Here is a 26,406-nt window from a genome sequence, read left to right on the forward strand (position 1 = left end):
GGTGGCGACCGGAATCGCCGGTCACCAACTCGACTTCACTGCTCAAACCCAAGGTCAGGGCCTGTACCGGTACCGTGCCGTACGGCCGACCACGGGTCGGCCGCCTCTCCCGTCAAGCGAGAGTCTCGACCGAGACCTGCCAGAGCCGCTCGGCCGCCTCGGGGTCGAGGGCGTACGGCGCGAAGCCCGTGCGGGTGCCCGGCTGGTTCGACCCGGCCTCCTGGCAGTCCTCGAAGTAGCGGCCGCCGACGCCGTCGAGCAGCGGCGACGTCGCGACGAGGACGGTGGTGGCGGCCCCCTGCTCGGGCGTCTTCCAGACGGCGCCGCCACCACCGGACTGGGCCCGCAGCCGCTCCAGGTCCTCATCGGTGATGTACCGCTGCAGGTTGGTGCGGATCCCGCCCGGCATCAGGGCGTTGACGGTGATGCCGTCGCCGGCCCAGCGCTTCGTCGCCTCGACGGCGAACAGCACGTTGGCCGTCTTCGACTGCCCGTACGCGGCCCACGGGTCGTACGGGCGCTCCCGGAAGTGGATGTCCTCGAAGACGACCGGTGAGCGCAGGTGCGCGCTGGAGCTGACCGACACGACCCGGGCCCCGTCCGCCCCGGCGAGCGCCCCGTGCAGCCCGGTGGCCAGCGCGAAGTGGCCGAGGTGGTTGGTCGCGAACTGCAGCTCCCAGCCCTCCGGCGTGCGCGTCTCGGGCGAGGCCATCACGCCCGCGTTGTTGACGAGGATGTGCAGCGGACCGTCCCAGGCGGCCACGAAGGCGGCGACGGAGGCCTGGTCGGCCAGGTCCAGCGGCGCGACGAGCACCTGCTTGTTGCCGGTGGTCTCGATGATGTCCTCGGCGGTGCGCCGCCCCGCCTCTTCGTTCCGTACGGCCAGGGTCACCTCCGCGCCGACGCCGGCGAGGGCCCGGGCGGTCTCGATGCCGATGCCCGAGGCGCCACCGGTCACGATGACGCGGCGGCCGGTGAGGTCGATGCCGGCCACGACCTCGGTGGCCGTGGACTGGGCGGTGAACGGTGTGGTGATGCGGGTGCTGCTGCTCATGGCGGTCCCGTCTCCCCTTGGTGATACGCCGGTAGAATTGAAACCGGAGGACCCTCCGATAGTTGGAGATTATGTGGAGCCTCCTCCGCTTTGCAAATCGCCCGCCGAACCCGGACAGTCGGCTGGTCACCCCGGACGAGGAGGAGCCATGCCGGACACCGGTCCCCGCCCGCTTCGCGCCGACGCCCGGCGCAACCGCGAACGCCTACTCGAGGCCGCCGTACGAGCGTTCGCCGAAGAGGGAACGGATGCCACACTCGACGCGATCGCCAAGGACGCGGGCGTCGGCATCGGCACCCTGTATCGCCACTTCCCGACGCGCGAGGCACTGGTCGAGGCGGCGTACCGGAACGAGCTCGCACGCCTCTGCGACGCCGCACCGGACCTTCTCCGCACCGCGCCGCCGGACGAGGCGATGCGCGCCTGGATGGACCGCTTCATCGACTACATGGCGACCAAACGCCACATGAGCGACGCATTGCACGCCATCATCGCCTCAGGCGGGGACCCGTTCTCCGAGAGCCGCACCCGGATGATGACGGCGATCGAGACGCTCCTCAAGGCAGGCGCCGTCGCCGGGACCCTGCGCTCGGACGTCGACCCGACGGCCGTTCTCACCAACATCAGCGGAGTGTCCCTCGCCACCCGCGAGCCGGACCGGCACGACCGCGCCCGCAACGCCCTCGACCTCCTGATGGACGGCCTCCGCTACCGCCCCACCGGGTGAGCATGGCGCGACCTCATCGGCTCAGGTGGTACGCAGGCCGTCGAAGGCGACCGTCGCGACCGCGTCGGCGAGGTCGGGGCCGCCGATGTGGCCGTGCGGGCGGTACCACTCGATCAGCGAGTTGACCATGCCGAACAGCAGGCGGGCCGTCGTGGCCGGGTCGACATCGCCGCGCAGGTCGCCGTCGGCGACGGCCTCGGCGACGAGACCCGCCACGATGCGGTCGAACTCCCGCCGCCGTTCGAGGGCGTCCCGCTCGACCGGCGTGTTGCCGCGCACCCGGAGCAGCAGCGTGACGTACGGCAGCCGGTCGACGAGGACCGTCACACTGCCGCGGACGAGGTGCTCGAGGCGGTCGACCGCGCGGCCGGGCACGGTGTCGAGCTCGTCGACGAGGGCGAACAGGCCGTCGAGGGCGCGGTCCACCGCCAGCCTCAGCAGCTCCTGCTTGCCGGAGACGTGGTGGTAGATCGCGGCCTTCGTGACGCCCAGCTCGCGGGCGAGGTCGTCCATGCTCGTGCCGTCGAAGCCGCGCTCGTTGAACAGGCCGACGGCGATCCGCAGCAGGGACTCCCGGTCGTGGCCGGGCCGGCCGCGCCGGGACCGCCCGGACACCGCCGTACGGTCACCCTGTCGTCCCCTTCCCTCCGCCATGGCTGCACGGTAACATGAATTACCTACCATTCGGTCAGTAAATGTCGCCCGACTCACCTGGAGGCCGGCTCCATGACCGCACTGCACAGCTACGTCGGCGGCCGCTGGCAGGCGCCGACGGGCGAGGGCATTCCGCTGCACGACGCGGCGACCGGCGAGGAGATCGCCCGCGTCTCCACGGCGGGGATCGACCTGGCCGCCGCCCTGGAGTACGGCCGCCGGGTCGGCGGGCCGGCGCTGCGCGAGCTGACGTTCCACCAACGCGCGGCCCTGCTGAAGGCCCTCGCCTCCCATCTGCGCGAGCACCGCGAGGAGCTGTACGCGCTGTCGGCCCGGACGGGCGCGACCCTCGGCGACTCGCGCTTCGACATCGACGGCGGCATCGGCGTGCTGTTCGCGTACTCGAGCCGGGGCCGCCGCGAGCTGCCCAACGACACGGTCTACGTGGACGGCCCGGTCGAGCCGCTCGGCAAGGGCGGCACGTTCGTCGGCCAGCACGTCTGCACTCCGCTGCGCGGCGTCGCGATCCAGATCAACGCCTTCAACTTCCCGGTGTGGGGGCCGCTGGAGAAGCTCGCCCCCGCGTTCCTCGCCGGGATGCCGAGCCTGATCAAGCCCGCGGAGCAGACCGCGTACCTCACCGAGCGACTGGTCCGGCTGATCGTCGACTCCGGTCTGCTGCCGGAGGGCACGGTCCAGCTCGTCTGCGGCCCGCCCGGTGACCTGCTCGACCACGTGACCGGCCAGGACCTGGTCGCCTTCACCGGTTCGGCCGCCACCGCGCGCAAGCTCCGTTCCCACCCGGTAATCGTCCGGGAGGCGGCGCGGTTCACCGCCGAGGCCGACTCGCTGAACTGCTCGATCCTCGGACCGGACGCCCGGCCGGGCACGCCGGAGTTCGACCTGTACGTCAAGCAGCTCGTCGCCGAGATGACCGTCAAGGCCGGGCAGAAGTGCACCGCGATCCGGCGGGCCCTCGTCCCGGCCGAGCTGATGGACGACGTCGCGGCGGCGGTGTGCGACCGGCTGGCCAAGGTCACCGTCGGCGATCCGTCCCGCGAGGACGTACGGATGGGGGCCCTCGCCAGCCTCGACCAGCGGGAGGAGGTCCGCCGGGCGGTCAAGGCGCTGCGCGGCGCGGCCACCCTGATCTTCGGCGATCCCGACCGCGTCGAGGTCGTGGGCGCGGACGCCGACCGCGGCGCGTTCGTCTCCCCGATGCTGCTGCGCTGCGACGACCCCGACCGCGCCGAGCCGCACGAGGTCGAGGCGTTCGGGCCGGTGTCCACGCTCCTGCCGTACACCTCGACGGAGCAGGTCATCGAGCTCGCCGCGCGCGGGCGGGGCAGCCTCGCCGGGTCCGTCGTCACGACCGACACCGGGTTCGCCCGGGAGGTCGTGCTCGGCCTCGCGCCCTGGCACGGGCGGCTGCTCGTCCTGAACCGGGAGGACGCGAAGGAGTCGACCGGGCACGGCTCGCCACTGCCGAACCTCGTGCACGGCGGCCCGGGGCGCGCGGGCGGCGGCGAGGAGATGGGCGGCCTGCGCGGCGTGCTTCACCACATGCAGCGCACCGCCGTCCAGGCCGACCCCGAGACGCTCGGCGCCGTGACCGGCCGCTGGGTCCCCGGCGCGCCGCGGCGTACGGAGGGCGTGCACCCGTTCCGCAAATCCCTGGCCGAGCTGCGGGTCGGCGACGCGGTCACCGCCGGCCCCCGTACGGTGACCCGGGGCGACATCGACCACTTCGCCGAGTTCACCGGCGACACGTTCTACGCCCACACCGACGAGGAGGCCGCCAAGGCCAACCCGCTGTTCGGCGGGATCGTCGCCCACGGCTACCTCGTGGTGTCACTGGCCGCCGGGCTGTTCGTCGCGCCCGAACCGGGCCCCGTCCTGGCCAACTACGGCCTGGAGAACCTCCGGTTCCTCACCCCGGTCAAGCCCGGCGACGAGCTGACTGTGACGCTGACCGCCAAGCAGATCACGCCGCGTGCGAACGCCGACTACGGCGAGGTCCGCTGGGACGCCGACGTCACCAACCAGACCGGGGAGTCGGTGGCCAAGTACGACGTGCTCACCCTCGTCGCGAAGGAGCAGGCCTCATGACCACCGTCGCCGAGGAGAGCCTGGAGCGGCACTTCGAGCACACCATCGAGCGGGACCAGCGGATCGAGCCCCGCGACTGGATGCCGGACGCCTACCGGGCCACGATGATCCGACAGATCGCGCAGCACGCGCACTCGGAGATCATCGGCATGCAGCCCGAGGGCGACTGGATCACCCGCGCGCCGTCGCTGCGGCGCAAGGCGATCCTGCTGGCCAAGGTGCAGGACGAGGCGGGCCACGGACTGTACCTCTACTCCGCCACCGAGACCCTGGGCATCGACCGGGCCGACCTCACCACCCGGCTGATCGAGCGGCGGCAGAGGTACTCCTCGATCTTCAACTACCCGACGCTGACGTACGCCGACGTCGGCGTGATCGGGTGGCTGGTCGACGGCGCCGCGATCTGCAACCAGGTGCCGCTGTGCCGCAGCTCGTACGGCCCGTACGCCCGGGCGATGATCCGCATCTGCAAGGAGGAGTCGTTCCACCAGCGGCAGGGCTACGAGCTGCTGATGACGATGATGCGCGGCACCGACGCCCAGCGCGCGATGGTGCGGGACGCGGTCGACCGCTGGTGGTGGCCGAGCCTGATGATGTTCGGCCCGCCCGACACCGACTCGCCCAACACCGCGCAGTCGATGGCCTGGAAGATCAAGCGGCACACCAACGACGAGCTGCGCCAGCGGTTCGTCGACATGACGGTGCCGCAGGCCGAGGCGCTCGGCGTCACGCTCCCCGACCCGGACCTGCGGTGGAACGCCGACCGCGGCCACCACGACTTCGGCCCGATCGACTGGGACGAGTTCAAGCGGGTGCTGCGCGGCGACGGCCCGTGCAACGAAGAGCGCGTCGCCCGGCGCCGCCGCGCCCACGAGGAGGGCGCGTGGGTCCGCGAGGCCGCCGCCGCCCACGCCGCGAAGCGGAGGAGCTCATGAGCGAGCGCAATCAGACAGGGAGTGATCATCTCTACGAGGTGTTCGTGCGCGGGAAGCGCGGGCTGAACCACGTGCACGTCGGGTCGCTGCACGCCCCCGACGACGAGATGGCGCTGCGCCACGCGCGGGACCTGTACACCCGCCGCAACGAGGGCGTGAGCATCTGGGTGGTCAAGGCGTCGCACATCGCGGCGTCCAGCCCGGACGAGAAGGACCCGTTCTTCGCCCCGTCGGCGGACAAGGTCTACCGGCACCCGACCTTCTACGACATCCCCGACGACGTTCCGCACATGTGAGGCCACGGTGTCCTTCGACAACGTCTACGAGGCCCTGACCGGGGACGGCGACGCCCGCTGGGCGTTCGGCACGGGCTTCGCCGACCCGCTGAACGGCGTCGACACCACGGTGCCGCCGGACGTCGACGGCGCCGACCTGGCCGCCTACTGCCTCATGCTCGGCGACGACGCGCTGATCATGTCCCACCGGCTGCAGGAGTGGTGCACGAACGCGCCCGACCTGGAGGAGGAGGTGGCGCTGGCCAACATCGGGCTGGACCTCCTCGGCCAGACCCGGCTGCTGTACGCCCGCGCGGGCCACGCCGCCGACACCGCCCGGGGCGAGGACCACTACGCCTTCTTCCGCGACGCGGAGGAGTTCGCCAACGTACGGCTCGTGGAGCTCCCGCGCGGCGACTTCGGCGATCTCATCGCCCGGCTCCTGGTCTTCGCCACCTGGCGGCTCGCCCTGCTGCAGCGCCTGATCCCCTCCCGCGACCCCGTGCTCGCGGCCATCGCCGCGAAAGGCGTCAAGGAGGTCGCCTACCACCGCGACCACGCCGCGCAGTGGGCCGTGCGCCTCGGCGACGGCACCGACGAGTCGCACCGGCGGATGCGGGACGGGTTCGAGAGGATCTGGCCGCTGGTCGGCGAGCTGTTCACCGCGCACGAGGTCGAGGAGCGCCTGACCCGGTCCGGCGTCGCGGCGGACCCGGCCGGCCTGCGCGCGGAGTTCGACGCCGTCCTGGACCAGGTGCTCACGGCGGCGACCCTCCACCGTCCCGCCGACGTCCCGTCGGACCCGGACGGGCGGCGGGGCCGGCACACCGACGCCCTCGGGCCGCTGCTCGCCGAGCTGCAGAGCGTGGCCCGCGCCCACCCGGAGGCGACATGGTGACCGTGACGACGGACGCGCGGGCGGTGGCCGAGACGGTCACCGACCCGGAGCTGCCCATGCTCACGCTCGCCGACCTCGGCGTGCTGCGCGACGTCTCCGAGGAGGACGGCCGCGTCGTCGTGACCATCACGCCGACGTACTCCGGGTGCCCCGCGATGGACGCCATGCGCGCCGACCTGATCCGCGCGCTGCGCGCGGCCGGGTACGACGAGGTCGACGTGCGCACCACGCTGCACCCACCGTGGACCACCGACTGGATCAGCGCGGAGGGTCGCCGCAGACTCGCGGAGGCGGGCATCGCCCCTCCCGGCGCCGCGCCGCGGCGCGCGGAGGGACCGATCCCGCTCGCCCTCGGCCCGACCGTGCGCACGATCCGGTGCCCGCACTGCGGTTCCGCCGACACCGAGGAGACCTCCGCGTTCGGCCCGACCGCCTGCCGGGCGCTGCGCCGGTGCCGGTCCTGCCGCGAACCCTTCGAGCACGTGAAGGAGATCTGAGGTGACCGTGAGCACACCGGTGCCGGCGCGGGCGCGCGGCGGCTTCCACCGCCTGACGGTCGCCTCGGTGGAGCGGCTCTGCGCCGACGCGGTGGCGGTGACGTTCGACGTCCCGCCGGAGCTCGAAGGCGTCTACGCCTTCCGCGCGGGCCAGTCGCTGACGCTGCGCCGTACCGTCGGCGGCCGGGAAGAGCGCCGGTCGTACTCCATCTGCGCGGCGGAGGGCGCCGCCCCCCGCGTCGGCGTACGAGAGGTGCCCGACGGGCTCTTCTCGACCTGGCTCGTACGGGACGTGCGCCCCGGCGACGAGATCGAGGTCGGCCCGCCCACCGGCGGGTTCACCCCCGGCGACGACACGGCGGGACACCACGTGTTCGTCGCGGCCGGGTCCGGGATCACGCCGATCCTGTCGATCGCCGCCACCCTCCTGCGCGACCCGGCGGCCACGGTCACCCTGCTGTACGCCAACCGGCGGGCCGGCACCGTGATGTTCACCGACGAGCTCGCGGACCTGAAGGACCGGTACCTCGACCGCCTCGAACTCTTCCACGTCCTGTCCCGCGAGCCCCTCGAGACCGAGCTGTTCACCGGGCGGCTGGACGCGGCGAAGTTCACCGCGCTGTTCGCGCTGCTCCCGCCCGCTCGGGACGTGGCGCACTGGTGGCTCTGCGGGCCGTACGCCATGGTCGAGAGCCTGCGGTCCGTGCTCGACCGGACGGGTGTCCCGGCGGAGCGGGTGCACCGGGAGCTGTTCTTCGTCGACGACGTCCCGCCCGCCCCGGTCCGCCACGAGGAGGCACTGCCCGGCGGCGCGACCAGCGAGGTGACGCTGCTCCTCGACGGCCGCTCGACCACGGCGGCCGTGCGGCGCGACACGCCGCTGCTGGACGCGATGCAGCGGGTCCGGCCCGACCTGCCGTTCGCCTGCAAGGGCGGCGTCTGCGGCACCTGCCGGGCCAGGGTGACCGACGGCAAGGTCCATATGCGGCGCAACTTCGCCCTGGAGGAGTCCGAGGTCGACGTCGGCTTCGTGCTCACCTGCCAGTCCACGCCGCTCTCCGAGCACGTCGGCCTCGACTACGACGCCTAGTCTTCGGTCCGAGCGCGCTCGACCGCCATGCCCGGTCTTCGGTCTGAGAGGGTCGGCCCCGACAGCGGCGCCTAGGCTTCGGGCGGCTCAAAGCGGTGGACGGGGCCGTGGGACTCCTCGCAGTGCTCGTCCGGCCGCGAGCCGATCGACAGCAGCGGGTCGGAGTTGTGATCGACCTGGAGCGTCGTGTGGGTGATCTGGTACGACTTCGCCAGCACCGCCTCGAGGTCGGCGCGCACGGCGTGGCAGTCCTCCCCCGGCGCGACCAGGATGTGCGCGGACGCCGCGGGCATGCCCGAGGTGATCTGCCAGATGTGCAGGTCGTGCACCTCGGTGACGCAGGGCCGGGCGGCCAGCACCTTGCCCACCTGTTCCGGGGAGACGCCCGCGGGGGCCGCCTCGAGGAAGATCCGCCCGGACTCGCGGACCAGCCCGACCCCGGCCCTGACCATCAGGACGACCACGACCAGGGATGCGATCGCGTCCGCGCGGGCGAATCCGGTGAGCGTCATGACCAGACCGGCGACGGCCGTGGCGATGAAGGCGTACAGGTCGGTGAGGATGTGCCGGAACGCGCCTTCGACGTTGAGACTGGTGCGGTTGGCCTTGGAGATCATCCAGGCGGCGGCGACGTTGACGACGATGCCGACGAGCGCGGTGGCCAGCACCAACCCGCCCGTGACCTGCGGCGGGCTGATCAGCCGGCGGACCGCCTCGAACGCGAGCCAGGCGGACAGCAGCAACAGCGACAGCCCGTTGGCCTGGGCGGACAGGATCTCGGCCCGCTTGAGACCGTAGGTGTATCCGCCCGTGGGCGGTTTGGCGGCCAGCCGCATGGTCATCAGCGCCAGCACGATGGAGGCGGCGTCGGTGAGCATGTGCGCCGCGTCGGAGATCAGCGCCAGGGAGTGCGCCAGCACACCGACGACCACCTCGCCCGCCATGTAGGCGACGATCACGCCGAGCGCACCGCTCAGCCACCGTGAGTCGGCGTTCTCGCTGACGCCGTGGGCGTGCCCCTCGTGACCGTGAGCGGCGTGCCCGGGACCGTCGTCGTGCGCGTCGTGGGCCGTCATGTCACGTCTTCCTCGGTCTGGTGGTGTTCGGGATGGGCGGCCGGGGCGTGGCCGATGTGGGTGAGCGCGACGTCCAGCAGCATACGCACGTGCGCGTCCGCGAGCCGGTAACACGCCATCCGCCCGGACCGGCGTGCCTGGACGACTCGGTGGGCGCGCAGCTCGGGACACAGCGCTACCGGGCGGAGATCCGCTTGATGGCGATCACTGCGACGTCGTCGTCCAGGCGTCCCTCGGCGTACGCGCGCAGGTCCTCGTGCAGGCGCTCGACGAGATGCGCGGGGTCGTACTCCGCCCAGGCGAGCAGACGCTCGCCGAGGGGGTAGAACGCGCCGACGGCGTCGCGGGCATCGATCACTCCGTCGGTGTAGAGGAGCAGGAGGTCATCGGGCTGGAACGGGAAGATGTCGACGTGGGCGTCGGCCGGGTACAGGTCTCCCAGGCCGAGCGGCGGCGCCGGCCGGGTCGCCCGCAGTTCCGTGACACCCCCGCCCGTCAGCAACAGCGGTGACGGGTGCCCCCGGTTGAGGATGCACACGTGCGGCTCCTCATCGAAGATGTCCACCACGGCGGCCGTGACGAAGCCCTCCCCCGAGTCCGGCCCGTCGCCGAGCACCCGGGCGGCCTCCACCTCGGCCGCGCCGTCCAGGAAGGACAGCAGGTCGGGAAGCGCGGAACGCTGGTGCGCGGCGGCCCGGAACGCCCCGACCACCAGGGCGGACGCGTCGATGGCGGCCAGGCCCTTCCCCCGGACGTCACCGATGATCAGCCGGGTGCCCCCGGCGATGCGCACCGCACCGTACAGGTCGCCGCCGATTCTCGCCTCCTGCTCGGCGGTCAGGTAGAACGACGCGATGCGCAGCGGCCCGATCCGTTCCGGAAGGGGGCGGATCAGCGCCCGCTGCGCCGTCTCGGCGACCGAGCGGGCCGCCTTCAGCTCACGTTGGTGCCGCTGCCGTACGGCGGTGAAGAACACGATCAGCGTCGAGATCACGACCAGTGAGGAGAGCTGCGTCTCGTACTCCGTGACCCCGCGCCACTCGTCGGACGCTCCGACGAGCACCTCGGCGGCGACGGCCACCGCGCCGATCAGCGCGACCGCCCTCGGACCGGCGAAGGACGCCGTGATCGCCGGTGCCACGATCAGCAGCGGCCCCAGGTGGATCCGTGGCCCGTTGAGGACGTCGATCACTGCGATCACCAAGATCAGCACCAGTGGGAGCGCCACCAGCGCCTGGCCCCGCAACCATGATCGTGACCGGGCCGAACGGTCATCCCCGAACCGTCGCACGATCCCTGCGTACCCGCTGGTCAGCGGCCCTCACCTCGGCCGGGTCCGGCGGCGCTACGTACGGGCGGCGGCGGGTGTCTCGGTCACGCGCCGCTCCGGGGTACGGACGTGCTCGGGCAGCAGGCCGTACACCATGATCCGGGCCAGGGCCTGCGACAGCAGCCGCCGGCCGCTCTGGGTTTCCAGGATCCGGGGCACGCGCGGCTCGGTGTTCGCCAGCGCCCGGTCGACGACGGAACGCTGGATGACCTGTTGCACCGTCTGGGTGCCGATCGTCGGCACGGCCCGGCGCCGCTGGACGCGGCGCACCAGAGCCGGGTTGAGCGTCCGGTCGAACCTCGCGGGGTCGGACTGGGCGCGGTACAGCGGCTCGGCCAGCAGGTTGGACGTTGCCACGGCGTCCTGCACGGCCAGGTTGATGCCGACACCGCCGATCGGCGACATCGTGTGGGCGGCGTCCCCGATGGCGAGCAGGCCCGGCCGATCCCAGCGGCGGAGCCGGTTCAGGCCGACTTCGAGGAAGGCCACCTTGTCCCAGTCGTCGATCTCGCCGACCCGGTCGGCCAGGGTCGGCATCAGCTCGGCGAGCCGGTCCCGCAGGTCCCCGAGCCCCCTGGCCCGGACCTGCTCGTACGACCCCTTGGGGATGAGGAAGGCGATCTGCCAGTAGTCGCCGCGATCGATCATCGCCGCCATCTCGCCCTGGCCGATGACGCCGCCGAGACCGTTCGGGTCGCCGGGCCGGCGGGAGATCCGCAGCCACAGGACGTCCATCGGCGCGCCGAGTTCGGTGGGGACCATGTCGGCGGCGCGGCGCAGATCGGACCGGCGGCCGTCCGCCGCCACCGTGAGCACGGCCCGCAGGTCGTGCTCGCCGGAGGCGTCGCGGTACCGCAGCCCCCGCACCGCGCCGTCCTCCTCGATCGGGCCGAGGACCTCGGCCTCCATCAGCAGCCGGAACGCCGGATAACGCTGTGCGTGGTCGGCCAGCAGGGTCAGGAAGTCCCACTGCGGGATCATCGCGATGTGACGGTACTTCCACCGGCTGAACCGCGTCAGGTCGGCCTCGACCAGCGGCCGGGTCCGCGTCCCGATCCGCAAGGTCGTCAGCTTCTGGTGCGGCAGGCGCTCGAGCTCGCCGACCAGGCCGAGCTCGTCCATCAGCCGCAGCGTGGAGGGGTGGACGGTGTCGCCCCGGAAGTCGCGCAGGAAGTCCCCGTGCTTCTCCAGAACCGTCGTCCGCACCCCGGCACGGGCGAGCAGGAGACCCAGCATGATCCCGGCGGGGCCGCCGCCCGCGATCGCGCAGGTCGTGGTCCGAACGTCCGGCATCGCGGCCTCCTGTAATCGAGGGAAGCACCGCTGTGGCCCCTACCCGCATGTCACGACGGGCAACCGGCACCGCCGCGCTCGGCCCGTGCTCGTACGGGCGTGTGCTGGGAGGGCCGGGCGGGTGGCCGGATAAGGACACGTGCTGTCACGCAATGAGATGAGATCCGTACGATGCGTTCATGTGGTCCCCCTCGCCGTTGGTCGGCCGTGGGGCGCAGCTCGGCAGGGTGCGATCGCTGCTGACCGGCGCGTCGGCCCGCGGGGTCGTCGTCGCCGGCGCGCCCGGGGTGGGAAAGACGCGGCTGGCCGCGGAGGTGATCGCCGCGCTCGATCCGGCGCGGTTCACGGTGGTGCGGGCGCAGGCGACGCTGGCCGCCTCGGCCCTTCCCTATGGATCGTTCGCGCACCTGCTGCCCGCTGGTCCCGTCTCCGGGGATCGTCCCGACGGTCCGGGCTGGGCGGCCGACGCGCTGCTCGCCCGGCGCGGGCGGGGCACGCTGGTCGTAGCCGTCGACGACGCGCACTGGCTCGACCCGGCGTCGGCGGCGCTCGTCCGCGACGTCGTCGCCCGGGGCGGTGCGCGGCTCCTCGCCACCATCCGCACCGGCGAGGAGGTCCCCGCCCATGTGCGGCGGCTCTGGCAGGACGGCCTCGTGCCGCGGGTGGAGCTCGGGCCGCTGTCGGAGGCGGATACGGCGCGGATGCTGGCGGACTCGGTCCGCGGCCAGGTCGAGGCGGCGACCGCACGGCGCCTATGGCGGATCACCGAGGGCAACCCGCTGTTCCTGCGCGAGCTGATCCTCGCCGGAGCCCTGACCGAGAGCCGTGGGGTATGGCGGCAGACCGGCGACCTGCCCGCCGTGCCGCGGCTGTACGAGCTGATCGGCGGCCGGATCGGCGAGGTCGACGAGGAGGAGCGCGAGGCCCTCGAGTTCGTGGCGTTCGGCGAGCCGATCGGCGTCGACCTCGTCGCCGGGCTGACGTCCCCGGACGCGGTGGGGCGCGTCGTCGACCGGCAGATCGTGACGGTGGTCGTCGACCGCCGCCGGAGGCTGGCGCGGCTGGCGCACCCGCTGTACGGCGAGGTGATCCGCGGGCGGACCGGGAGGTTACGCGCCCGGAGCCGGTTGCGGCGGCTGGCGGAGGCCACCGACGCCACGGGGCTGCGCCGGCGCGACGACGTGCTGCGCGTCGCGGTCTGGCGGCTGCACAGTGACAGCGTCACCGACCCCGCGCCCATGGTCGCGGCCTGCCGCCTGGCCTGGGCGGCGCACGACGTGGACCTGGCCGTACGGCTCGGGCGGGCGGCCCTGGAAGCGGGCGGCGGCATGGACGCGGCGATCGCCCTGGGCGCCGTCCTGCACCTCGCCGACCGGCCCGCCGAGTCCGAGGCTGCGCTGCGCCGGGCGGCAGGCGCGGCGAGCACCGACCGTGAGCGCGCGCTCGTCGCGGCCGCTCGCGCCCGTACCCTCCACGGGGGCCTCGGGCGCTCCGCCGAGGCGCACCGAGTTCTGGACGCCGCCGAGGCGGCGATCGGGGACCCGCGGTGGCGCCAGGAGGTCCTCACGGTGAAGGCGTCCTGTCACGTCCTCGCCGCGCGGGTCGACGAGTCCCTGGCCCTCGTGGACCGGGTCCGCGCGATCGGCCCGCCGGCCGCCGGTGTGGCGGCTCAACTGGCCGCCGTCGAGGGCCAGGCGTTCGCCTTCACCGGGCGTACGGATCGCACGGCGGCCGTCGTGGACGCGGCGTTCGCGACGGCCCGGGGCTGGCGGGACGAGGTTCCCGGCGCCCTCGCCGAGCTCGGTCTGGCCCGCCTCATGGCCAAGATCTTCGCCGGCGACCTCGCCGGGGCCGAGGCACTGGCCGACGCCGCGTACCGCGAACTCGGCGAGCCCGGCACCTGGAACATGGGCGTCACCGTCCTCGCCGCCCTCCGCGGGCAGATCAGCCGCATGCGCGGCGACGTCGGCGCGGCGGCCCGCTGGTGCCGCGACGCCGTCGCCCGGTTCGGCGACGCGCCGGCCGGGTTCGCCGGGCTGTGCTTCGGCGAGCTCGCCCACGCCACGGCCCTCGCGGGCGACGTCCCCGCCGCCGAGGAGGCCCTGGCGGAGGCGGAACGGCGCACCCTGCCGACGTACCTCGCCCCGGACTTCCCGGCGGTGCTGGCCCGCCCCTGGATCCCGGCCGCCCGGGGCGACGTCGGCCAGGCCGTCGAGGTGGCCCTGTACGGTGCGGCCCGGGCGCGGTCGCTCGGTCTGACGGCGTTCGAGATGTTCGCGCTGCACGATGTCGTACGCCTGGGAGCGGCCGACCGTGCCGCCGACCGGCTCGCCGCAGTGGCGGGGCAGGCGGACGGGGCCCTCGCGCCGCTGTTCGCGCGCCACGCCGCCCTGACGGGCGACGGTGCCGGCCTGGACGCCGTATCGGCGGAGTACGAGCGCCTCGGCATGACCTTGTACGCCGCGGAGGCGGCGGCCCAGGCCGCGACGGCGCACGAGTCCGCGGGTCGCGTCCGGGCCGCCCGCATGGCGAGCGCCCGGGCGTGGACCACGGCCCGCCGGTGTCACGGCGCCCGCACCCCCGCCCTGGCCACGATGGCCACGCCCGAGCTCACACCCCGGCAGCGGCAGATCATCCACCTCGTCGTCGCCGGCTCGAGCAACCGCGAGATCGCCGAGCGCCTCGGGCTCTCGGTGCGCACGGTCGAGAACCACCTGCTCCACGCGTACGAACGCCTCGGCGTCGGCGATCGCGCCGAGCTCGCCGACCTGTTCGGTCCGCCCGCTCACCCGTCGACCGTGAAGGCGTGACCGGATGACACGGCCGGGGGCTCGCCACGAAGCAGGCACACCGCGCCGACCGTCCGTCGGCCGGGAAAGCGTGACCAGATGACACCGCCGAGAGCTCGCCACGAAGCGGACACACCGCGCCGACCGTTCATCGACCGGGAAAGCGTGACCAGATGACACCGCCGAGAGCTCGCCACGAAACGGGCACGCCGCCGCTGCGCTGGCCGTTCGTCGGCCGTACGGCGCAGCTCGACGCGGTGCGCTCCATCGTCGGTGACCGGACCCGCGGCGGGGTCGTGGTGGCCGGTCCCGCCGGAGCGGGCAAGAGCAGGCTGGCCGCGCAGGCCGTCGCCGGGCTGGAGGGCTTCAGGGTGGCGCCGGTCCGCGGCACGGCCGCGGCCGCCGACCTCCCCTTCGGCGCGTTCGCCCACATGCTGCCGGAGCGGTTCCCGGCCGCCGCCGGCGTCAATCCGCTCCGCTGGGCCGCCGAGGCGCTGCGTCCGCCGGCCGGTGACGTCCTCCTCCTGACGGTCGACGACGCGCACCTGCTCGACGCCGCCTCGGCGGCGCTCATCCACCAGATGGTGCTGCACCGCAGGGCCCGCGTGCTGGCCACCGTCCGCGGCGGCGAGCCCGCGCCCGATCCCATCGTCGCGCTGTGGAAGGACGGCCTGGTCCGGCGCCTCGAACTCGAGCCGTTGCCGATCGAGGAGACCGGCCGCCTCCTGGCCCAGGTGCTCGGCGGGCAGGTCGAGTCGGCGACCCTGCGGCGGCTGTGGCGGGTCACGCAGGGCAACCTGCTGTACCTGCGGGAGATGGTGCTGGCCGGCCGTACGGCCGGGGCCCTCGAGGAGACCGGCGGGCTGTGGCGCTGGCACGGCGACCTGTCCCTGACCCCGCGGCTCCGCGACCTAGTCGAGGCCCGCATTGGCGACGTCGACGAGGACGAGCGCCGGGCCCTGGAGTTCGCCACGCTCGGCGAGCCCCTGGGCGCGGACGTCCTCATCCGGCTCACGGGCGCGGTGGCCGTCGAGCGGTGCGAGGCACGGCAGCTGATCACGACGTTCCGCGACGGGCGTCGGCTTCAGGTGCGCCCGGCGCATCCGCTGTACGGGGAGGTCGTCCGCGCCCGTGCGGACTCCGGCCGGGTCCGCGAGCTGCTCGCCCGGCTCGCCGACGCTGTGGAGGCGACCGGGTCGCGGCGGCGTGAGGACGCCCTCAGGGTGGCGGTCTGGCGGCTGGACAGCGGCACCGCCCGGCAGCCCCTCCCGCTCATCGCGGCGTCCCGCCTGGCGATGTCGGTCTTCGACATCGCGCTCGCGCAGCGGCTCGGCCGGGCGGCGGTCGAAGCGGGCGGCGGGCCGGCCGCCGCCCTGTCGCTGGCCTACACCCTCTTCTTCGACGACCGGCCGGAGGAGGCTGAGGAGACCCTGCGCCGCTTCATGGGAACGCCGGCCACCGACCAGGAGCGCTCCGTCTACGCGCGGACCCGCGTTCTCGGACTCGCGTGGAGCGTCGGTGACGACGCCGACGCGCAGCGGGTCGTCGACGAGGCCGTCTCCGCCGTCACCGACCCGGTGATCCACCAGGATCTCCTCGTGCTCAGCGCCTTCGTCCACTTCTTCGCCGGGCATCCCCTGGCCGCCGACCGCCAGCTGGCGCGGGCGCACCGGCTCGGCGGCACGATGACCCCCGCGAGCTTCGCCCAGGCCTCGGTCGTCGAGGGTCTCCGGCTCGCACACGGCGGGCACCCCGGGCGTGCGCGGGCGGTCGCCGACGCGACGCTGCGGGAGGTCGAACGCTGGCGCGACGACGCGCCCGACGCGTTCTGGAGCCTGCAGTGCGTCCGCCTGCTCTCCCACCTGTTCGAGGGCGATCTCGCCGCCGCCGACGAGGTCACCGGTCTGACCCGGCGGCTCATGCGGGAAGAGTCGCCCTGGCGGCTCGGCATGGCCGGCTTCGACGGCCACCGCGCCCAGATCCAGGTCCTGGCGGGCCGACCCGCCGACGCCATCCGCTCCAGCCGCGATGGCATCTCCCAGCTCGGTCAGCAACGTACGGGGTTCGCCGGGCTGTGCCTCGGGGAGCTCGCGCACGCCTCCGCGCTGCTCGGCGACGTCGCAACCGCCCGGACGGCCCTCGCCGCCGCCGAGCGGCGATCGCTCAAGACGTTCGTGCCCATCGACTTTCCCGCCGTGCTCGCCCGCGCGTGGGTGCACGCCGCCGGCGGCGACCTCGGCGCGGCCGTGTCCGCCGCCCTGGCCGCCGCCGACACCGCCGAGACCCACGGGCTGCGCTGCTACCGGATGTTCGCGCTGCACGACGCCGTACGGCTCGGCGCGGCTCCTCTCGTCGCCGATGACCTGGCCCGGCTGTGCGCGACCGTCGACGGCCCGCTCGCCGCCGTGTGCACCCGCCACGCGGCCGCCGTCGTCGCCGCGAACGGCGCGGAACTCGACGCCGTCTCCCGCGCCTTCGAGCGGATGGGCATGCTCCTGCACGCCGCCGAGGCCGCCGCCCATGCCGCCGCCGCGTACGCCCCGGGCGACCGGGCCGGTGTCTTCGCCGCCTCGCGGGCCTGGGCTCTCGCCCGGAGCTGTCAGGGGGCCCGCACCCCAGCGCTGCGCGGCCTGACGGCGCCCCGGCTCACCGCGCGGCAACGGGAGATCGCCCGCCTTGCGGCGGCCGGACTGAGCAACCGGGAGATCGCCGACCGCCTGGTGCTGTCGACCCGCACGGTCGCGAACCACCTGGTCGGGGTCTACGGCCGGCTCGGCGTCGGCGACCGCGCCGCCCTCGCCGACCTGCTCGGCGCCCTCGACTTCGAGTAGGGCCTACTCATGCTCCGGTTTGAGTAGGGCCTACTCATGCTCCGGCCGCCCCGCGTTTTTAGCGTGGCCATCAGCCGCCGGGCGTCCGGCGGCGAGACGGGGAAGGGGCAGCGATGGCCAAGCTGTACGCGTCATGGGTGCCGGGGTACTCCTTCGTCGCCCAGAACATGGGCACGGGGATCCTCGATCCGAGAAACCAGCCGTTCGTGGACGTCAACGGCCTGCGCGAGGGGTTCGGAGCGCACTACTACCTCAAGCCCGGGACCAACTGGTTCCACGTGGCGATCCCGACACCGGTCATCGTCGAGGACCGGCGCGCGACCCTCGGCCGGGTCATGGTCCTGTTCAACGTCACCGATCAGTTCGGCGCCCTGCAGGCCGTCGACGTCTGGGACGGCCCGAACCGGATCCTGCACCGCGACGGGCTGAGCATCAGCGGCGGCCACTCCGCGGGCCTGGACGCCTTCAACACCTGGGACGTCAACCACGACGGGATCGCGTGGGGCGTCGGCATCTCGATGCTCTTCTGGACGGCCAGCAGCGCCGAGATCTACTTCGCCTCCGCCGGCGGCGACTTCTACCACAACATCTGATCCGCGCCCGGCCGCCACGGGGGTGCCGGCCGGGCGGTCCACGGCCCGCGTCAGCTCTGCGGGCCGGACCCACCAGCAGACGGGGAGGTCGGCCTCATGGCGACCAGAGCATCGATCCAGATCCCGCCCGGGCCGCGTCACGGCCCGAGCCGAAGAATCGGCCGGCCGCTGGCGGCCCTGGCATGCGCCGTCGTGCTACTGAGCGGCTGTAACAGCGGCGCCGTGAGCGGCTCAGGCGGCGGCGACCACGGCGGCTCCGGAGGGAACGGCGGCGGTGGGGGGAACGGCGGTGGCGGAAACGGTAACGGCGGTGGCGGTGGCCGGTACGGCTTCAGTCTGCCCTTCGGCCCGGCCACCGGCGAGGCCTCGGCCGGCGTGGTCTACCTGGACCTGCAGAAGAACGACTGCGAGGGGGCCCAGCGGGACCTCGACGCCGATCAAATCAGCAGCGACGACGTCAAGGCCCTTCTCCGGGTCGGTGTCGCGTTGTGCCGCGGTGATCTGAGCACCGCACGGGCGGGTATCTCAGCGGTCCACCGGCCGGAAATCAGCCCGGAGCACTGGTTCCTCTGTGAGCTGTACCGGGCCGACGAGTCCGTCGTCCACCAGCAGCCGAAGTCCGCGTACGGCACGTGTCCATCGCCTCCGCCGGACCCCTCCGACTCCTCGTCACCCGGAGGCGGGGACTCGTCCCCGCCGGTGACCGGTCCCTCCGACTCCCCCGAGTCCTCCTCCGGAACCGGCGGCTGACCCATGCCGGACGGCCACCCCGATCGTAAGGAGGCCTCGGCGGTGCCGCCCACCGACGGGCGGGAGACGCCACCGGGAACACCGGCCGCTCCGCCTGCCGTAACGGCGCCGGACGCGGGTACGTCGGCCGCGCGGCCGGGTGTCCCTGAGATGGGGACACCGGCGCCCGTCGAGGGGACACCGGACTCGACCCCGACGCCGCCGGCTTCAGGGTCGAAAGCTTCGGCCTCGGAGGCGGAGGAGACGGCGGCGGGTGAGACGGACGGGGAGGGTGGGAAGGGCGGCGAGATCCTCCGCTGGTTCGTCGGCATCGTCGCCAACGCCACCGTCCTCACCGCCCTCCTCGTCTTCTTCGGCTGGCAGCGCAATGACGCGCAGTCGGAGCGGCTCGGCTTCGACGAAAGCATCCTCGGGATGCCGACCCGCGACTACGTACTCCGCAGCGTCGGGCCGGTCCTCGTACTCCTCCTGATCATCGCGGTCGGCGGGATGGCGTGGCTCCAGTGGGACGACCGGCTGGTGCGCCGGATCCGTTCCCGGGGGCGAGACGACCGCGTCGTCCGGTGGACGCTCGGGATCCTGCCGTTCGCCTGGCTCATCCTCCCCGGCCTCGTCTGGATCCTCGGTTACGTCTGGCAGGTGACGGCCTACGTCGCCTTCCCCTTCAGCATCGGCGCGGGCGTCCTCCTCGTGCTCTACGTCGCCCAGCTGCGGAGCATGCTGCCCGACGCGGGCGAGCCACCGCCGGGAAGAGTGGCACTGCTGCGCTCGTTCACCGCGATCATCGTCGGGGTCTCGCTGTTCTGGGGGGCGTCCAACTACGCGAAGGTGCTGGGCTACGCGCTGGCGGACCGCTTCGCCGCCGACATCAAGGGCCTGACCGAAGTCGTGGTCTACAGTCCCAAACGCCTGTATCTCACGGCCCCGGGGGTGACGGAGACGCCCCTCCCCGACGCCAACGCCGCCTACCGCTACCGGTACACCGGCCTGCGGCTCGACCTCCACACCGGCGGTCACTACGTCCTCTTCTCCGACGGCTGGACTCCGCGGCACGGCGTGGTCATGCTGATCGCCGACAACGACCCCGTGCGCCTGGAGTTCGTACGTCAGCGCTGAGCCCCGCCACGGTCGCCGAGGGTCTTCGTGGCCGGAACCCCGACAACCCCCGGCAGGGAGGCCGGAGTCAGACCGCGGCGTCGAGCCACTCCTGGAACGTCGGGCCGGTGAGGGTGGCATTCGGGCCGGGCAGCAGCGCACCGGCCCTCACCACGTCGCGGTCCGGATCCGCCGGGTCTTCCGCGCCTTCGACGCGCACCGGGTCGCCGCGCCGGGCCGCGAGGCGGGTGGCCATGTCGACGAGCTGCTCCTCCCGCGGACCGGCGATCTCCAAGATCGACGCCCCGCCCGATCCCGTGGCCGGCGCCGGCCCGGCGCCGGTTGCCAGGTCGGCGAGCGCCCGGGCGACCGCCTCGGCGGCCACCGGCTGCACGCGCATGACCGGCACGTGACTCACCTCGCCCTGCCTGCCCCACTCGAGCGTCTGCCCGGCGAACTCATGGAACTGCGCCGCGCGCAGCACGCTCACCGGAACCGAACCCGAGGCCGCGGCCCGCTCCTGCGCCGCCTTGGCCGCGAAATACCCGCCGGAGAACCGGTCGACCCCCAGGATGGACAGCACGACCAGCCGGCGCACGCCGGCCCGCTCCCCGGCCTCCTGCAGGTTCCGGGCCGCGCCGGTGAAGAACTCGGTGGCCGCGGCCTGATCCGTCGTTCCGGCGTTGGCCACGTCGATGACGCACTCCACGCCCTTCAGAGCCTCGGCAAGACCGTCACCGGTGACCAGGTCCACACCGGCGGAACGCGACATCGCGACCACATCGTGCCCGCCGTCCTCGAGCACCGCCACGAGATGACGACCGACCATCCCCGTTGCTCCCGCTACCGCGATCTTCATCTATCGACTCCCTGTTCATTGGTTCGATCCGATCCGTCATGAGGGAGACGACGTACGACCCGGGAACGTGACGACGCAGTCTTGGAAATCCTCGCAGGGTCCTCGTCGACACGGTTTGACCCTTACGTAACAGGAGGCCTTACGGTCCCGAGCCATGAAGATCGTGGTTCACGACACGGCGTCGGCCATGCTCGATCTCCTGCAGCGACCGCTGGAGGAGCGGCCCGACGCCCTACGAGAAATGCTCAGCCCGCTCCAGAGCACGATGTCCTCCGTGATGGGCGATATCGACCTCGTCCAGATGCACCAGAAGATGGGCAGTGGCTTCCGCCTCGACCGCGACGACCCCCGGTACGTGTCCGCCGTGCGTCAGATGCAGGACGCGGGCGTGTGGAGCCGGATCGAGGACTCACTCGCCGCCGCCTGGGAGCGGATCAGCGGCGCGGTGCCGGGTATCGAGCACGCCGAGACCGTGCACGTCGTCCTGGTGCTCGGCGACCCCGACGACCACCACCTGACGGTCCGCAGCGCCGGCTACTTCGGTATGGGCGGCATCCCAGGCGCGATCCACCTGGCGATGTGGCCGACCGGCACGAGCCTGCAGAAGATCGGCCACGCCGCGGCCCATGAACTCCACCACAACGTGCGCTATGCGAACGTGGTCTGGAACCCGATGGCCGTCACGGTCGGCGAACAGGTCGTCGCCGAGGGGCTGGCCGAGGCGTTCGTACGGGAACTGGCCGGCGAGCAGGCCATGGGCCCCTGGGCGACCGGCCTGACCGGCGCGGAGCTGGACAGCGCCTACGAGAAGATCACTGCCGGGATCGACGTGGCCGGGATGCAGAACCTGACCGCGTACGTCTTCGGCGACGCCACCGCGCAGCTCATGGGGCAGCAGCCCGTGGGGCTGCCGGACTTCGCCGGGTACGCGGCCGGCCTACGGATCGTGGACGCCCACCTGGCGGCCTCCGGCCTGACCGCCGCCCAGAGCATCGCCCTCCCGGCGCGCGAGATCCTCGTCAACGCGGGCGTACCGACCAACGCGTGACCGCCCGTACGGGATCGCGCGGGCGCGGTGGCGCCGGGCGATCCGCGTGTGCCGCGTGCTGTCGATCCATGCGGGGGCGGATCGACGGACCCGGACCGCAGGTGGGCGGGCGGCCAGGGTCAGCGGGAAAGCGAGGATCAGTGGGTGGCCGGGACCGGTGGACGGCCTGGGATCAGCCGGCGGCCGGGACCGGTGGGCGGCCGGGCTCAGAGAGTGGCCCGGCTCAGCGGACGGCCCGGCTCAGAGAGTGGCCCGGCTCAGAGAGTGGCCCGGCTCAGCGGACGGCCCGGCTCAGAGAGTGGCCCGGGTCAGCGGACGGCCCGGGTCAGCGGGCGGCTGGGGTCAGCGGGCGGCCGGGACCGTGCGGTGCTCGCGAACGTGGGCGCGGGTGGCGGCCTCGGAGGTGCGGGCGGTGGCCGCCTTCTCGGCGGTGCGGCGGCGCAGCCAGAAGTGGTTCCGCGCCCAGTCGAGGCCGTCGCGGCTGTCCGCGCCGACGAGCGGGCCGAGCACGGCGAGCGCGACGACGATCGCGAACATGGTCCACATGGGGGTTACTCCTCAGTCATCAGTGTTCTGCTTTCTTGGTACTTACATTGTGCGCTCGTCGACCATGAAGGTCCAGCGAGCATTACTGCATGGAACGTGTAAGACTTACTGAATGATCGACCTGGTCCGGTTGCGAGTACTGCGCGAGCTTCAACTGCGCGGCACGGTCGGCGCGGTCGCCGGCGCGCTCGGCTACAGCCCGTCCGCGGTGTCGCAGCAGCTGGCCCAGCTCCAGAAGGACATCGGGGTGCCGCTCACCGAACGCGTCGGCCGCCGCCTGCGGCTGACCGAGGCCGGCGAGACGCTCGCGCGCGCCGCCGAAGGTCTCCTCGCCCAGGCCAAGCAGGCCGAAGACGCCGCGCGTGCCGCGTGCGGACTGGTCGCCGGGACCGTACGGCTCGTCGCGTTCCAGACCGCCCTGCTGCACCTGGTGGCGCCCGCCCTGGAGGCGCTGACCGCCCAGTACCCGGACCTCGTCGTCGAGGTGCTCGATGACGAGTTCGAGCACGCCCTGCAGTCTCTGGTCCTGCAGGAGGTCGACCTGGTCATCAGCAACGAATACGACAGGCTCCGGCGGCCGCGCACCGCCGACCTGACCGACGAGGTCCTGCTCATCGAGCCGACCCGGCTGATCCTGCCCGCCGGGCACCGCCTCGCCGCCTCGGAGTCGGCCGTGCGGATCGCCGACCTCGCGGGCGAGGTGTGGGCGTCCGGGCACCCCGGCACATCGCACGCCGAGATCACCGAGCGGCTGTGCGTGGAGCACGGCGGTTTCCGCCCCGAGATCCGGTACCGCTCGAACGACCTGCTCGTGAACCTCGCCCTCGCCGCCCACGGCCAGGCCATCGGCTTCCTGCCCGAGCTGGTCCGCTTCACCGAGCAGTCCGGGATCGTCGTCCGCGATCTGGCCGACGCGACCGTGCGGCGCCTCGTGATCGTCTGGACCCGCAAGGACGGCGACGTACGGCCGTCGGTCCGCGCGGTCCTCGACGCCTTGCGGGCCGCGGCCGACACGCTGACGGCCGAGCACCCCGGCGTCGCCCGCCCAACGTAAGGCGATCAAATTGTCGGCCTGACACCCCCGCCCGGCCGACGCTCCGTAGCACTGAGCGGGGCGCCCCGCCGTCGCCGGAGTGACCGCAGGCATCCGTTCGCGCCCGCCGCGACGGGGCGACCCGCCGCCCCGCCGCAGGCGCGCCCCAGACGTCAGCGGGAGCGGCGGTTGGTGGCGTCGCGTTCGCGGCGGACGGTGGGCTTGCGGCCCTTGATGGTGGTCTTGCGCAGGGCCTTGATCACGTCCTCGGCGGCGCCGTCGGGGATCTCGACGAGGGAGAAGCGGTCCGCGATCTCGATCGTGCCGATGTCGCGCCCGGACAGGCGGGACTCGCCGGCGATGGCGCCGACCAGGTCCTGCGGCCGGATGCCGGCGCTGCGGCCGGCACCGACGAACAGCCGCGTCATGCCCTCGGAGGGTCCGCGGCCACGGCGTTCGCGGCGGCCGCCGTCCCGGCGGTCGCGGCCGTCACGCCCGTCGCGGGACGGCTGGGGGGCGACCTCCGGGATCTCCTCCTCGTCGGCCGTCGCCCCGCTGGAGTCGTACGCGAGCTTGACCGCCGCGAGCGCCACCTCCATGACGTCGAACTCCTCGGCGAGCGGCTCGACCACGGCAAGGAACTGCTGCAGGTCGTCCTCGAGAAGGCTCTCCTGCAGTGCCGCGCGGGTCAGCTCGAAACGCCGGGCCCGCAGGTCGGCGACGGTCGGGACCTTCTGAACGGCGATCCGCTGCTTGGTCTGACGCTCGATCGCCTTGAGCATGCGGTGCTCGCGCGGCTCCGCGAGAGTGATCGCGACGCCCTCGCGGCCCGCGCGCCCGACGCGGCCGATGCGGTGCACGTACGTCTCGGGCGCGGAGGGGACGTTGTAGTTGACGACGTGGGTGAGCTGCTCGATGTCGAGTCCTCGCGCGGCCACGTCGGTGGCGATGAGCAATTCGGCGGTGCCGCCCCGCAGCCGCCCCATGACCCGGTCCCGGTGCTCCTGGCTCATCCCGCCGTGCAGGGCCTCCGCGCGGTAGCCGGAGCCGTTGAGGTTCTCGGTGAGCGTGTCGACCTCCTCACGCGTCCGGCAGAACACGATCGCGGCCGTGGGCGCCTCCACGTCGAGCAGCCGCCCGAGCGCCGCCGGCTTGTGGGCGCGGCCGACGATGTACGCCTCCTGCCGCACCTTCGGCGTCTCGCCCGGCGCGGCCGCCTCGCGGCCCATCTGGATGCGGGCGGGCTCGCGCAGGTAGCGCCCGGTGAGGCCCTCGATGCGCGGAGGCAGCGTCGCCGAGAACAGCACGGTCTGGCGTTCCTCGGGGGTCTCCTGCAGGATCGCCTCGATGTCCTCGGCGAAGCCCATGTCGAGCATCTCGTCGGCCTCGTCGAGGACGACGACGCGTACGGTGTCCAGCCGGAGCGTGCCGCGCCTGATGTGGTCGAGGGCCCGTCCCGGCGTGGCGACCACGACGTCGACTCCGCGCTCGATCGACTTGATCTGCCAGCCGATCGGCTGGCCACCGTAGATCGGCAGGGCGCGCGCCCCCAGTTCCCGGCCGTACCGGTGGAACGCCTGGGAGACCTGGACGGCCAGCTCACGGGTCGGCACGAGCACGAGGGCGAACGGCCCGGCGCCCCGGTCCTCCGCCATCCGCTGCAGGATCGGCAGCGCGAACGCCGCGGTCTTGCCCGTCCCCGTCGCCGCCTGCCCGACGAGGTCGCCACCTTCGATCAGCGGCGGGATCGCCTCCCGCTGGATCGGCGTGGGCTCCTCGTAGCCCAGACCGGTCAGGGCGTTCAGCAGCTCCGGCCGCAGCGGCAGGTCCGCGAAGCCCGTCATGCCCTCGGCCGTGCCTTCGGACTCATTGGGGGTCATCATCGACTCGTCCTTCCAAAGCTCACCTCTACGCCTACACCGTTCCGGTCGGCGTCGTTCGACCACCCCGGGTTGGAGCGTTCCTGACGGGGCAGGATCGTCCGCGCGGAAGGCGCAGAAGGTGAACGCTCGGGGCTGGGGTTTTCCGCGGCGGTGCCCGTCAGGGCTTGCGCCCCACGCCCGCGATCGCCCAGACCTCCCGGGGGTCGACGGAGGGTTCGCCGGGGTCCGGGCGCCAGGCCGGTACATGGACGATACCGGGCTCGACGAGGTGGAGCCCCTCGAAGGAGCGCTCGGCCTCCGCCCGGGTGCGGACGTTGCGCCGGCGCGACCCGCGGACGATCTGCTCGTCCTGGTAGAGCGCGGCCAGCTGCTCGGTGACCTCAGGGCGCACGTCGGAGATGGCCTGCGTCATGACCAGGTGGCTCCCGGACACGACCGCCCCGCGCAGCCGGCCGACGACGCTCCGCACGACGTCGTCCTCTGGAATCACGCCCAGCACGCCGACCAGCACGACCCCGACCGGCCGCCCCAGGTCGATCAGCTCCGTCAGCCGCGGATGGGCGAGCAGCTCCTCGGGTTCGCGCAGGTCCGCGTGGATGGCGGCGGTCCGGGCGGTGTACGTCAGGAGCGCCTGGGCGTGGTTCACGACGAGCGGGTCGTTGTCGACGTAGACGACCCGCGCGTCCGGGGCCGCGGCCTGCGCGACCTCGTGCACGGGCCCCTGGGTCGGCAGCCCGCAGCCGATGTCGACGAACTGCCGGATTCCGGCCGCCACGAGGAAGCGCACCGCCCGGTTGAGGAACTTGCGCGACTCGCGCGCCATCATGGGCAGCTCGGGGGCGAGGGCGAGGGCCCGGTCGGCGGCGGCCCGGTCGGCGGCGAAATTGTCCTTCCCGCCGAGCATGTAGTCGAGCATCCGGGCTTCGTTCGGCGTCGTCGGATCGAAGCCGGACGACCGCGGCGCTGACTCCACCTCTGCTCCCTCACGAACCACCACGCTGAGATCATCCCAGAAACCGGCGTTAACCGCCGGGCCATCCA

General features: G+C 73.1%; 23 protein-coding genes. 14 read left to right on the forward strand and 9 right to left on the reverse strand.

The genetic code is table 11. The features are described 5' to 3' along the window. Positions 1-112: 112 nt before the first annotated feature. Positions 113-1,054 (reverse strand): SDR family NAD(P)-dependent oxidoreductase, encoded by a 942-nt coding sequence (locus tag AB0I04_RS38890; protein WP_360896675.1) that lies wholly within the window; start codon positions 1,052-1,054, stop codon positions 113-115. Positions 1,055-1,202: 148 nt separating this feature from the next. On the opposite strand from AB0I04_RS38890, the gene AB0I04_RS38895 reads away from it, so the two are divergent. After that, the gene (locus AB0I04_RS38895; RefSeq protein WP_360896677.1) at positions 1,203-1,781 is read left to right on the forward strand and encodes a TetR family transcriptional regulator; all 579 of its coding nucleotides are present in this window, start codon (positions 1,203-1,205) and stop codon (positions 1,779-1,781) included. 21 nt (positions 1,782-1,802) lie between these two features. Here the strand turns inward: AB0I04_RS38895 and AB0I04_RS38900 are convergent, their stop codons facing one another. After that, complete coding sequence (locus AB0I04_RS38900) at positions 1,803-2,435, reverse strand: TetR/AcrR family transcriptional regulator (RefSeq protein ID WP_360896680.1); 633 nt, start codon at positions 2,433-2,435, stop codon at positions 1,803-1,805. A gap of 72 nt (positions 2,436-2,507) precedes the next feature. Between AB0I04_RS38900 and paaZ the strand changes: the two genes are divergently transcribed. From paaZ to paaE, 6 genes are read left to right on the forward strand one after another with little or no spacing between them, the layout of a single operon-like run. Beyond that, positions 2,508-4,544, forward strand: a complete 2,037-nt coding sequence (paaZ, locus tag AB0I04_RS38905) for a phenylacetic acid degradation bifunctional protein PaaZ (RefSeq protein ID WP_360896683.1) — start codon at positions 2,508-2,510, stop codon at positions 4,542-4,544. Further along, positions 4,541-5,479: a 1,2-phenylacetyl-CoA epoxidase subunit PaaA gene (paaA, locus tag AB0I04_RS38910; RefSeq protein WP_360896686.1), complete on the forward strand. Its 939-nt coding sequence runs from the start codon at positions 4,541-4,543 to the stop codon at positions 5,477-5,479. The genes paaZ and paaA overlap by 4 nt, the downstream gene beginning before the upstream one ends. Continuing rightward, on the forward strand, positions 5,476-5,775 hold the full coding sequence (gene paaB / locus AB0I04_RS38915) for a 1,2-phenylacetyl-CoA epoxidase subunit PaaB (protein WP_360896688.1): 300 nt from the start codon (positions 5,476-5,478) through the stop codon (positions 5,773-5,775). Before paaA ends, paaB begins: the two co-directional genes overlap by 4 nt. Positions 5,776-5,782: 7 nt before the next feature. Then, the gene (gene paaC / locus AB0I04_RS38920; protein ID WP_360896690.1) at positions 5,783-6,652 is read left to right on the forward strand and encodes a 1,2-phenylacetyl-CoA epoxidase subunit PaaC; all 870 of its coding nucleotides are present in this window, start codon (positions 5,783-5,785) and stop codon (positions 6,650-6,652) included. Beyond that, on the forward strand, positions 6,646-7,149 hold the full coding sequence (gene paaD / locus AB0I04_RS38925; protein WP_360896692.1) for a 1,2-phenylacetyl-CoA epoxidase subunit PaaD: 504 nt from the start codon (positions 6,646-6,648) through the stop codon (positions 7,147-7,149). The genes paaC and paaD overlap by 7 nt, the downstream gene beginning before the upstream one ends. 1 nt (position 7,150) lies before the next feature. Further along, complete coding sequence (gene paaE, locus AB0I04_RS38930; protein ID WP_360896695.1) at positions 7,151-8,239, forward strand: 1,2-phenylacetyl-CoA epoxidase subunit PaaE; 1,089 nt, start codon at positions 7,151-7,153, stop codon at positions 8,237-8,239. Positions 8,240-8,310: 71 nt separating this feature from the next. Here paaE and AB0I04_RS38935 read toward each other — a convergent pair whose 3' ends face one another. The 3 genes from AB0I04_RS38935 to AB0I04_RS38945 form a co-directional block, all read right to left on the reverse strand. Next, a complete protein-coding gene (locus AB0I04_RS38935) occupies positions 8,311-9,315 on the reverse strand; it encodes a cation diffusion facilitator family transporter (RefSeq protein ID WP_360896698.1) in 1,005 nt (334 codons plus the stop codon). A 175-nt stretch (positions 9,316-9,490) separates the two neighbouring features. Further along, positions 9,491-10,606, reverse strand: coding sequence for a PP2C family protein-serine/threonine phosphatase (locus AB0I04_RS38940; RefSeq protein ID WP_360896701.1), 1,116 nt, complete (start codon positions 10,604-10,606; stop codon positions 9,491-9,493). A gap of 54 nt (positions 10,607-10,660) precedes the next feature. Next, positions 10,661-11,938: an FAD-dependent oxidoreductase gene (locus AB0I04_RS38945; protein WP_360896704.1), complete on the reverse strand. Its 1,278-nt coding sequence runs from the start codon at positions 11,936-11,938 to the stop codon at positions 10,661-10,663. Between the two features lie 179 nt (positions 11,939-12,117). On the opposite strand from AB0I04_RS38945, the gene AB0I04_RS38950 reads away from it, so the two are divergent. The 5 genes from AB0I04_RS38950 (at position 12,118) to AB0I04_RS38970 (ending at position 20,017) form a co-directional block, all read left to right on the forward strand. Beyond that, positions 12,118-14,748 carry a LuxR C-terminal-related transcriptional regulator gene (locus tag AB0I04_RS38950; RefSeq protein ID WP_360896706.1) on the forward strand — a complete coding sequence of 877 codons (2,631 nt, stop codon included), beginning with the start codon at positions 12,118-12,120 and terminating at the stop codon, positions 14,746-14,748. Positions 14,749-14,900: 152 nt separating this feature from the next. Beyond that, positions 14,901-17,558 (forward strand): LuxR C-terminal-related transcriptional regulator, encoded by a 2,658-nt coding sequence (locus tag AB0I04_RS38955; protein WP_360896709.1) that lies wholly within the window; start codon positions 14,901-14,903, stop codon positions 17,556-17,558. A 113-nt stretch (positions 17,559-17,671) separates the two neighbouring features. Further along, on the forward strand, positions 17,672-18,151 hold the full coding sequence (locus AB0I04_RS38960; protein ID WP_360896712.1) for a hypothetical protein: 480 nt from the start codon (positions 17,672-17,674) through the stop codon (positions 18,149-18,151). Positions 18,152-18,247: 96 nt separating this feature from the next. Beyond that, positions 18,248-18,901 (forward strand): hypothetical protein, encoded by a 654-nt coding sequence (locus tag AB0I04_RS38965; RefSeq protein WP_360896714.1) that lies wholly within the window; start codon positions 18,248-18,250, stop codon positions 18,899-18,901. A 42-nt stretch (positions 18,902-18,943) separates the two neighbouring features. Next, positions 18,944-20,017, forward strand: coding sequence for a hypothetical protein (locus tag AB0I04_RS38970; RefSeq protein WP_360896716.1), 1,074 nt, complete (start codon positions 18,944-18,946; stop codon positions 20,015-20,017). Positions 20,018-20,084: 67 nt separating this feature from the next. On the opposite strand, the gene AB0I04_RS38975 is transcribed toward AB0I04_RS38970, so the two are convergent. Further along, on the reverse strand, positions 20,085-20,855 hold the full coding sequence (locus AB0I04_RS38975) for an NAD(P)H-binding protein (RefSeq protein ID WP_360896723.1): 771 nt from the start codon (positions 20,853-20,855) through the stop codon (positions 20,085-20,087). A gap of 154 nt (positions 20,856-21,009) precedes the next feature. Here AB0I04_RS38975 and AB0I04_RS38980 point away from each other — a divergent pair, with 154 nt between their 5' ends. Then, a complete protein-coding gene (locus tag AB0I04_RS38980; protein WP_360896726.1) occupies positions 21,010-21,903 on the forward strand; it encodes a DUF2268 domain-containing putative Zn-dependent protease in 894 nt (297 codons plus the stop codon). Between the two features lie 342 nt (positions 21,904-22,245). Here AB0I04_RS38980 and AB0I04_RS38985 read toward each other — a convergent pair whose 3' ends face one another. Then, on the reverse strand, positions 22,246-22,449 hold the full coding sequence (locus AB0I04_RS38985; RefSeq protein ID WP_360896729.1) for a hypothetical protein: 204 nt from the start codon (positions 22,447-22,449) through the stop codon (positions 22,246-22,248). 112 nt (positions 22,450-22,561) lie between these two features. On the opposite strand from AB0I04_RS38985, the gene AB0I04_RS38990 reads away from it, so the two are divergent. Next, positions 22,562-23,503, forward strand: coding sequence for a LysR family transcriptional regulator (locus tag AB0I04_RS38990; RefSeq protein WP_360896732.1), 942 nt, complete (start codon positions 22,562-22,564; stop codon positions 23,501-23,503). Between the two features lie 152 nt (positions 23,504-23,655). Here the strand turns inward: AB0I04_RS38990 and AB0I04_RS38995 are convergent, their stop codons facing one another. Together AB0I04_RS38995 and AB0I04_RS39000 are read right to left on the reverse strand one after the other, a co-directional pair. Then, positions 23,656-25,365, reverse strand: a complete 1,710-nt coding sequence (locus AB0I04_RS38995) for a DEAD/DEAH box helicase (RefSeq protein ID WP_360896735.1) — start codon at positions 25,363-25,365, stop codon at positions 23,656-23,658. Positions 25,366-25,522: 157 nt separating this feature from the next. Next, on the reverse strand, positions 25,523-26,338 hold the full coding sequence (locus AB0I04_RS39000; protein ID WP_360896738.1) for an SAM-dependent methyltransferase: 816 nt from the start codon (positions 26,336-26,338) through the stop codon (positions 25,523-25,525). Positions 26,339-26,406: the final 68 nt, after the last annotated feature.

The sequence above is a fragment of the Actinoallomurus sp. NPDC050550 genome, assembly GCF_040655075.1.
Lineage (GTDB): Bacteria > Actinomycetota > Actinomycetes > Streptosporangiales > Streptosporangiaceae > Actinoallomurus.

Bases quoted from the DNA above. Each gene is read 5' to 3' on its own strand.
- AB0I04_RS38890 (WP_360896675.1), bottom strand. From the start codon at position 1,054: ATGAGCAGCAGCACCCGCATCACCACACCGTTCACCGCCCAGTCCACG.
- AB0I04_RS38895 (WP_360896677.1), top strand. From the start codon at position 1,203: ATGCCGGACACCGGTCCCCGCCCGCTTCGCGCCGACGCCCGGCGCAAC.
- AB0I04_RS38900 (WP_360896680.1), bottom strand. From the start codon at position 2,435: ATGGCGGAGGGAAGGGGACGACAGGGTGACCGTACGGCGGTGTCCGGG.
- paaZ (WP_360896683.1), top strand. From the start codon at position 2,508: ATGACCGCACTGCACAGCTACGTCGGCGGCCGCTGGCAGGCGCCGACG.
- paaA (WP_360896686.1), top strand. From the start codon at position 4,541: ATGACCACCGTCGCCGAGGAGAGCCTGGAGCGGCACTTCGAGCACACC.
- paaB (WP_360896688.1), top strand. From the start codon at position 5,476: ATGAGCGAGCGCAATCAGACAGGGAGTGATCATCTCTACGAGGTGTTC.
- paaD (WP_360896692.1), top strand. From the start codon at position 6,646: ATGGTGACCGTGACGACGGACGCGCGGGCGGTGGCCGAGACGGTCACC.
- AB0I04_RS38935 (WP_360896698.1), bottom strand. From the start codon at position 9,315: ATGACGGCCCACGACGCGCACGACGACGGTCCCGGGCACGCCGCTCAC.
- AB0I04_RS38945 (WP_360896704.1), bottom strand. From the start codon at position 11,938: ATGCCGGACGTTCGGACCACGACCTGCGCGATCGCGGGCGGCGGCCCC.
- AB0I04_RS38950 (WP_360896706.1), top strand. From the start codon at position 12,118: ATGTGGTCCCCCTCGCCGTTGGTCGGCCGTGGGGCGCAGCTCGGCAGG.
- AB0I04_RS38955 (WP_360896709.1), top strand. From the start codon at position 14,901: ATGACACCGCCGAGAGCTCGCCACGAAACGGGCACGCCGCCGCTGCGC.
- AB0I04_RS38960 (WP_360896712.1), top strand. From the start codon at position 17,672: ATGGCCAAGCTGTACGCGTCATGGGTGCCGGGGTACTCCTTCGTCGCC.
- AB0I04_RS38965 (WP_360896714.1), top strand. From the start codon at position 18,248: ATGGCGACCAGAGCATCGATCCAGATCCCGCCCGGGCCGCGTCACGGC.
- AB0I04_RS38975 (WP_360896723.1), bottom strand. From the start codon at position 20,855: ATGAAGATCGCGGTAGCGGGAGCAACGGGGATGGTCGGTCGTCATCTC.
- AB0I04_RS38980 (WP_360896726.1), top strand. From the start codon at position 21,010: ATGAAGATCGTGGTTCACGACACGGCGTCGGCCATGCTCGATCTCCTG.
- AB0I04_RS38985 (WP_360896729.1), bottom strand. From the start codon at position 22,449: ATGTGGACCATGTTCGCGATCGTCGTCGCGCTCGCCGTGCTCGGCCCG.
- AB0I04_RS38990 (WP_360896732.1), top strand. From the start codon at position 22,562: ATGATCGACCTGGTCCGGTTGCGAGTACTGCGCGAGCTTCAACTGCGC.
- AB0I04_RS38995 (WP_360896735.1), bottom strand. From the start codon at position 25,365: ATGATGACCCCCAATGAGTCCGAAGGCACGGCCGAGGGCATGACGGGC.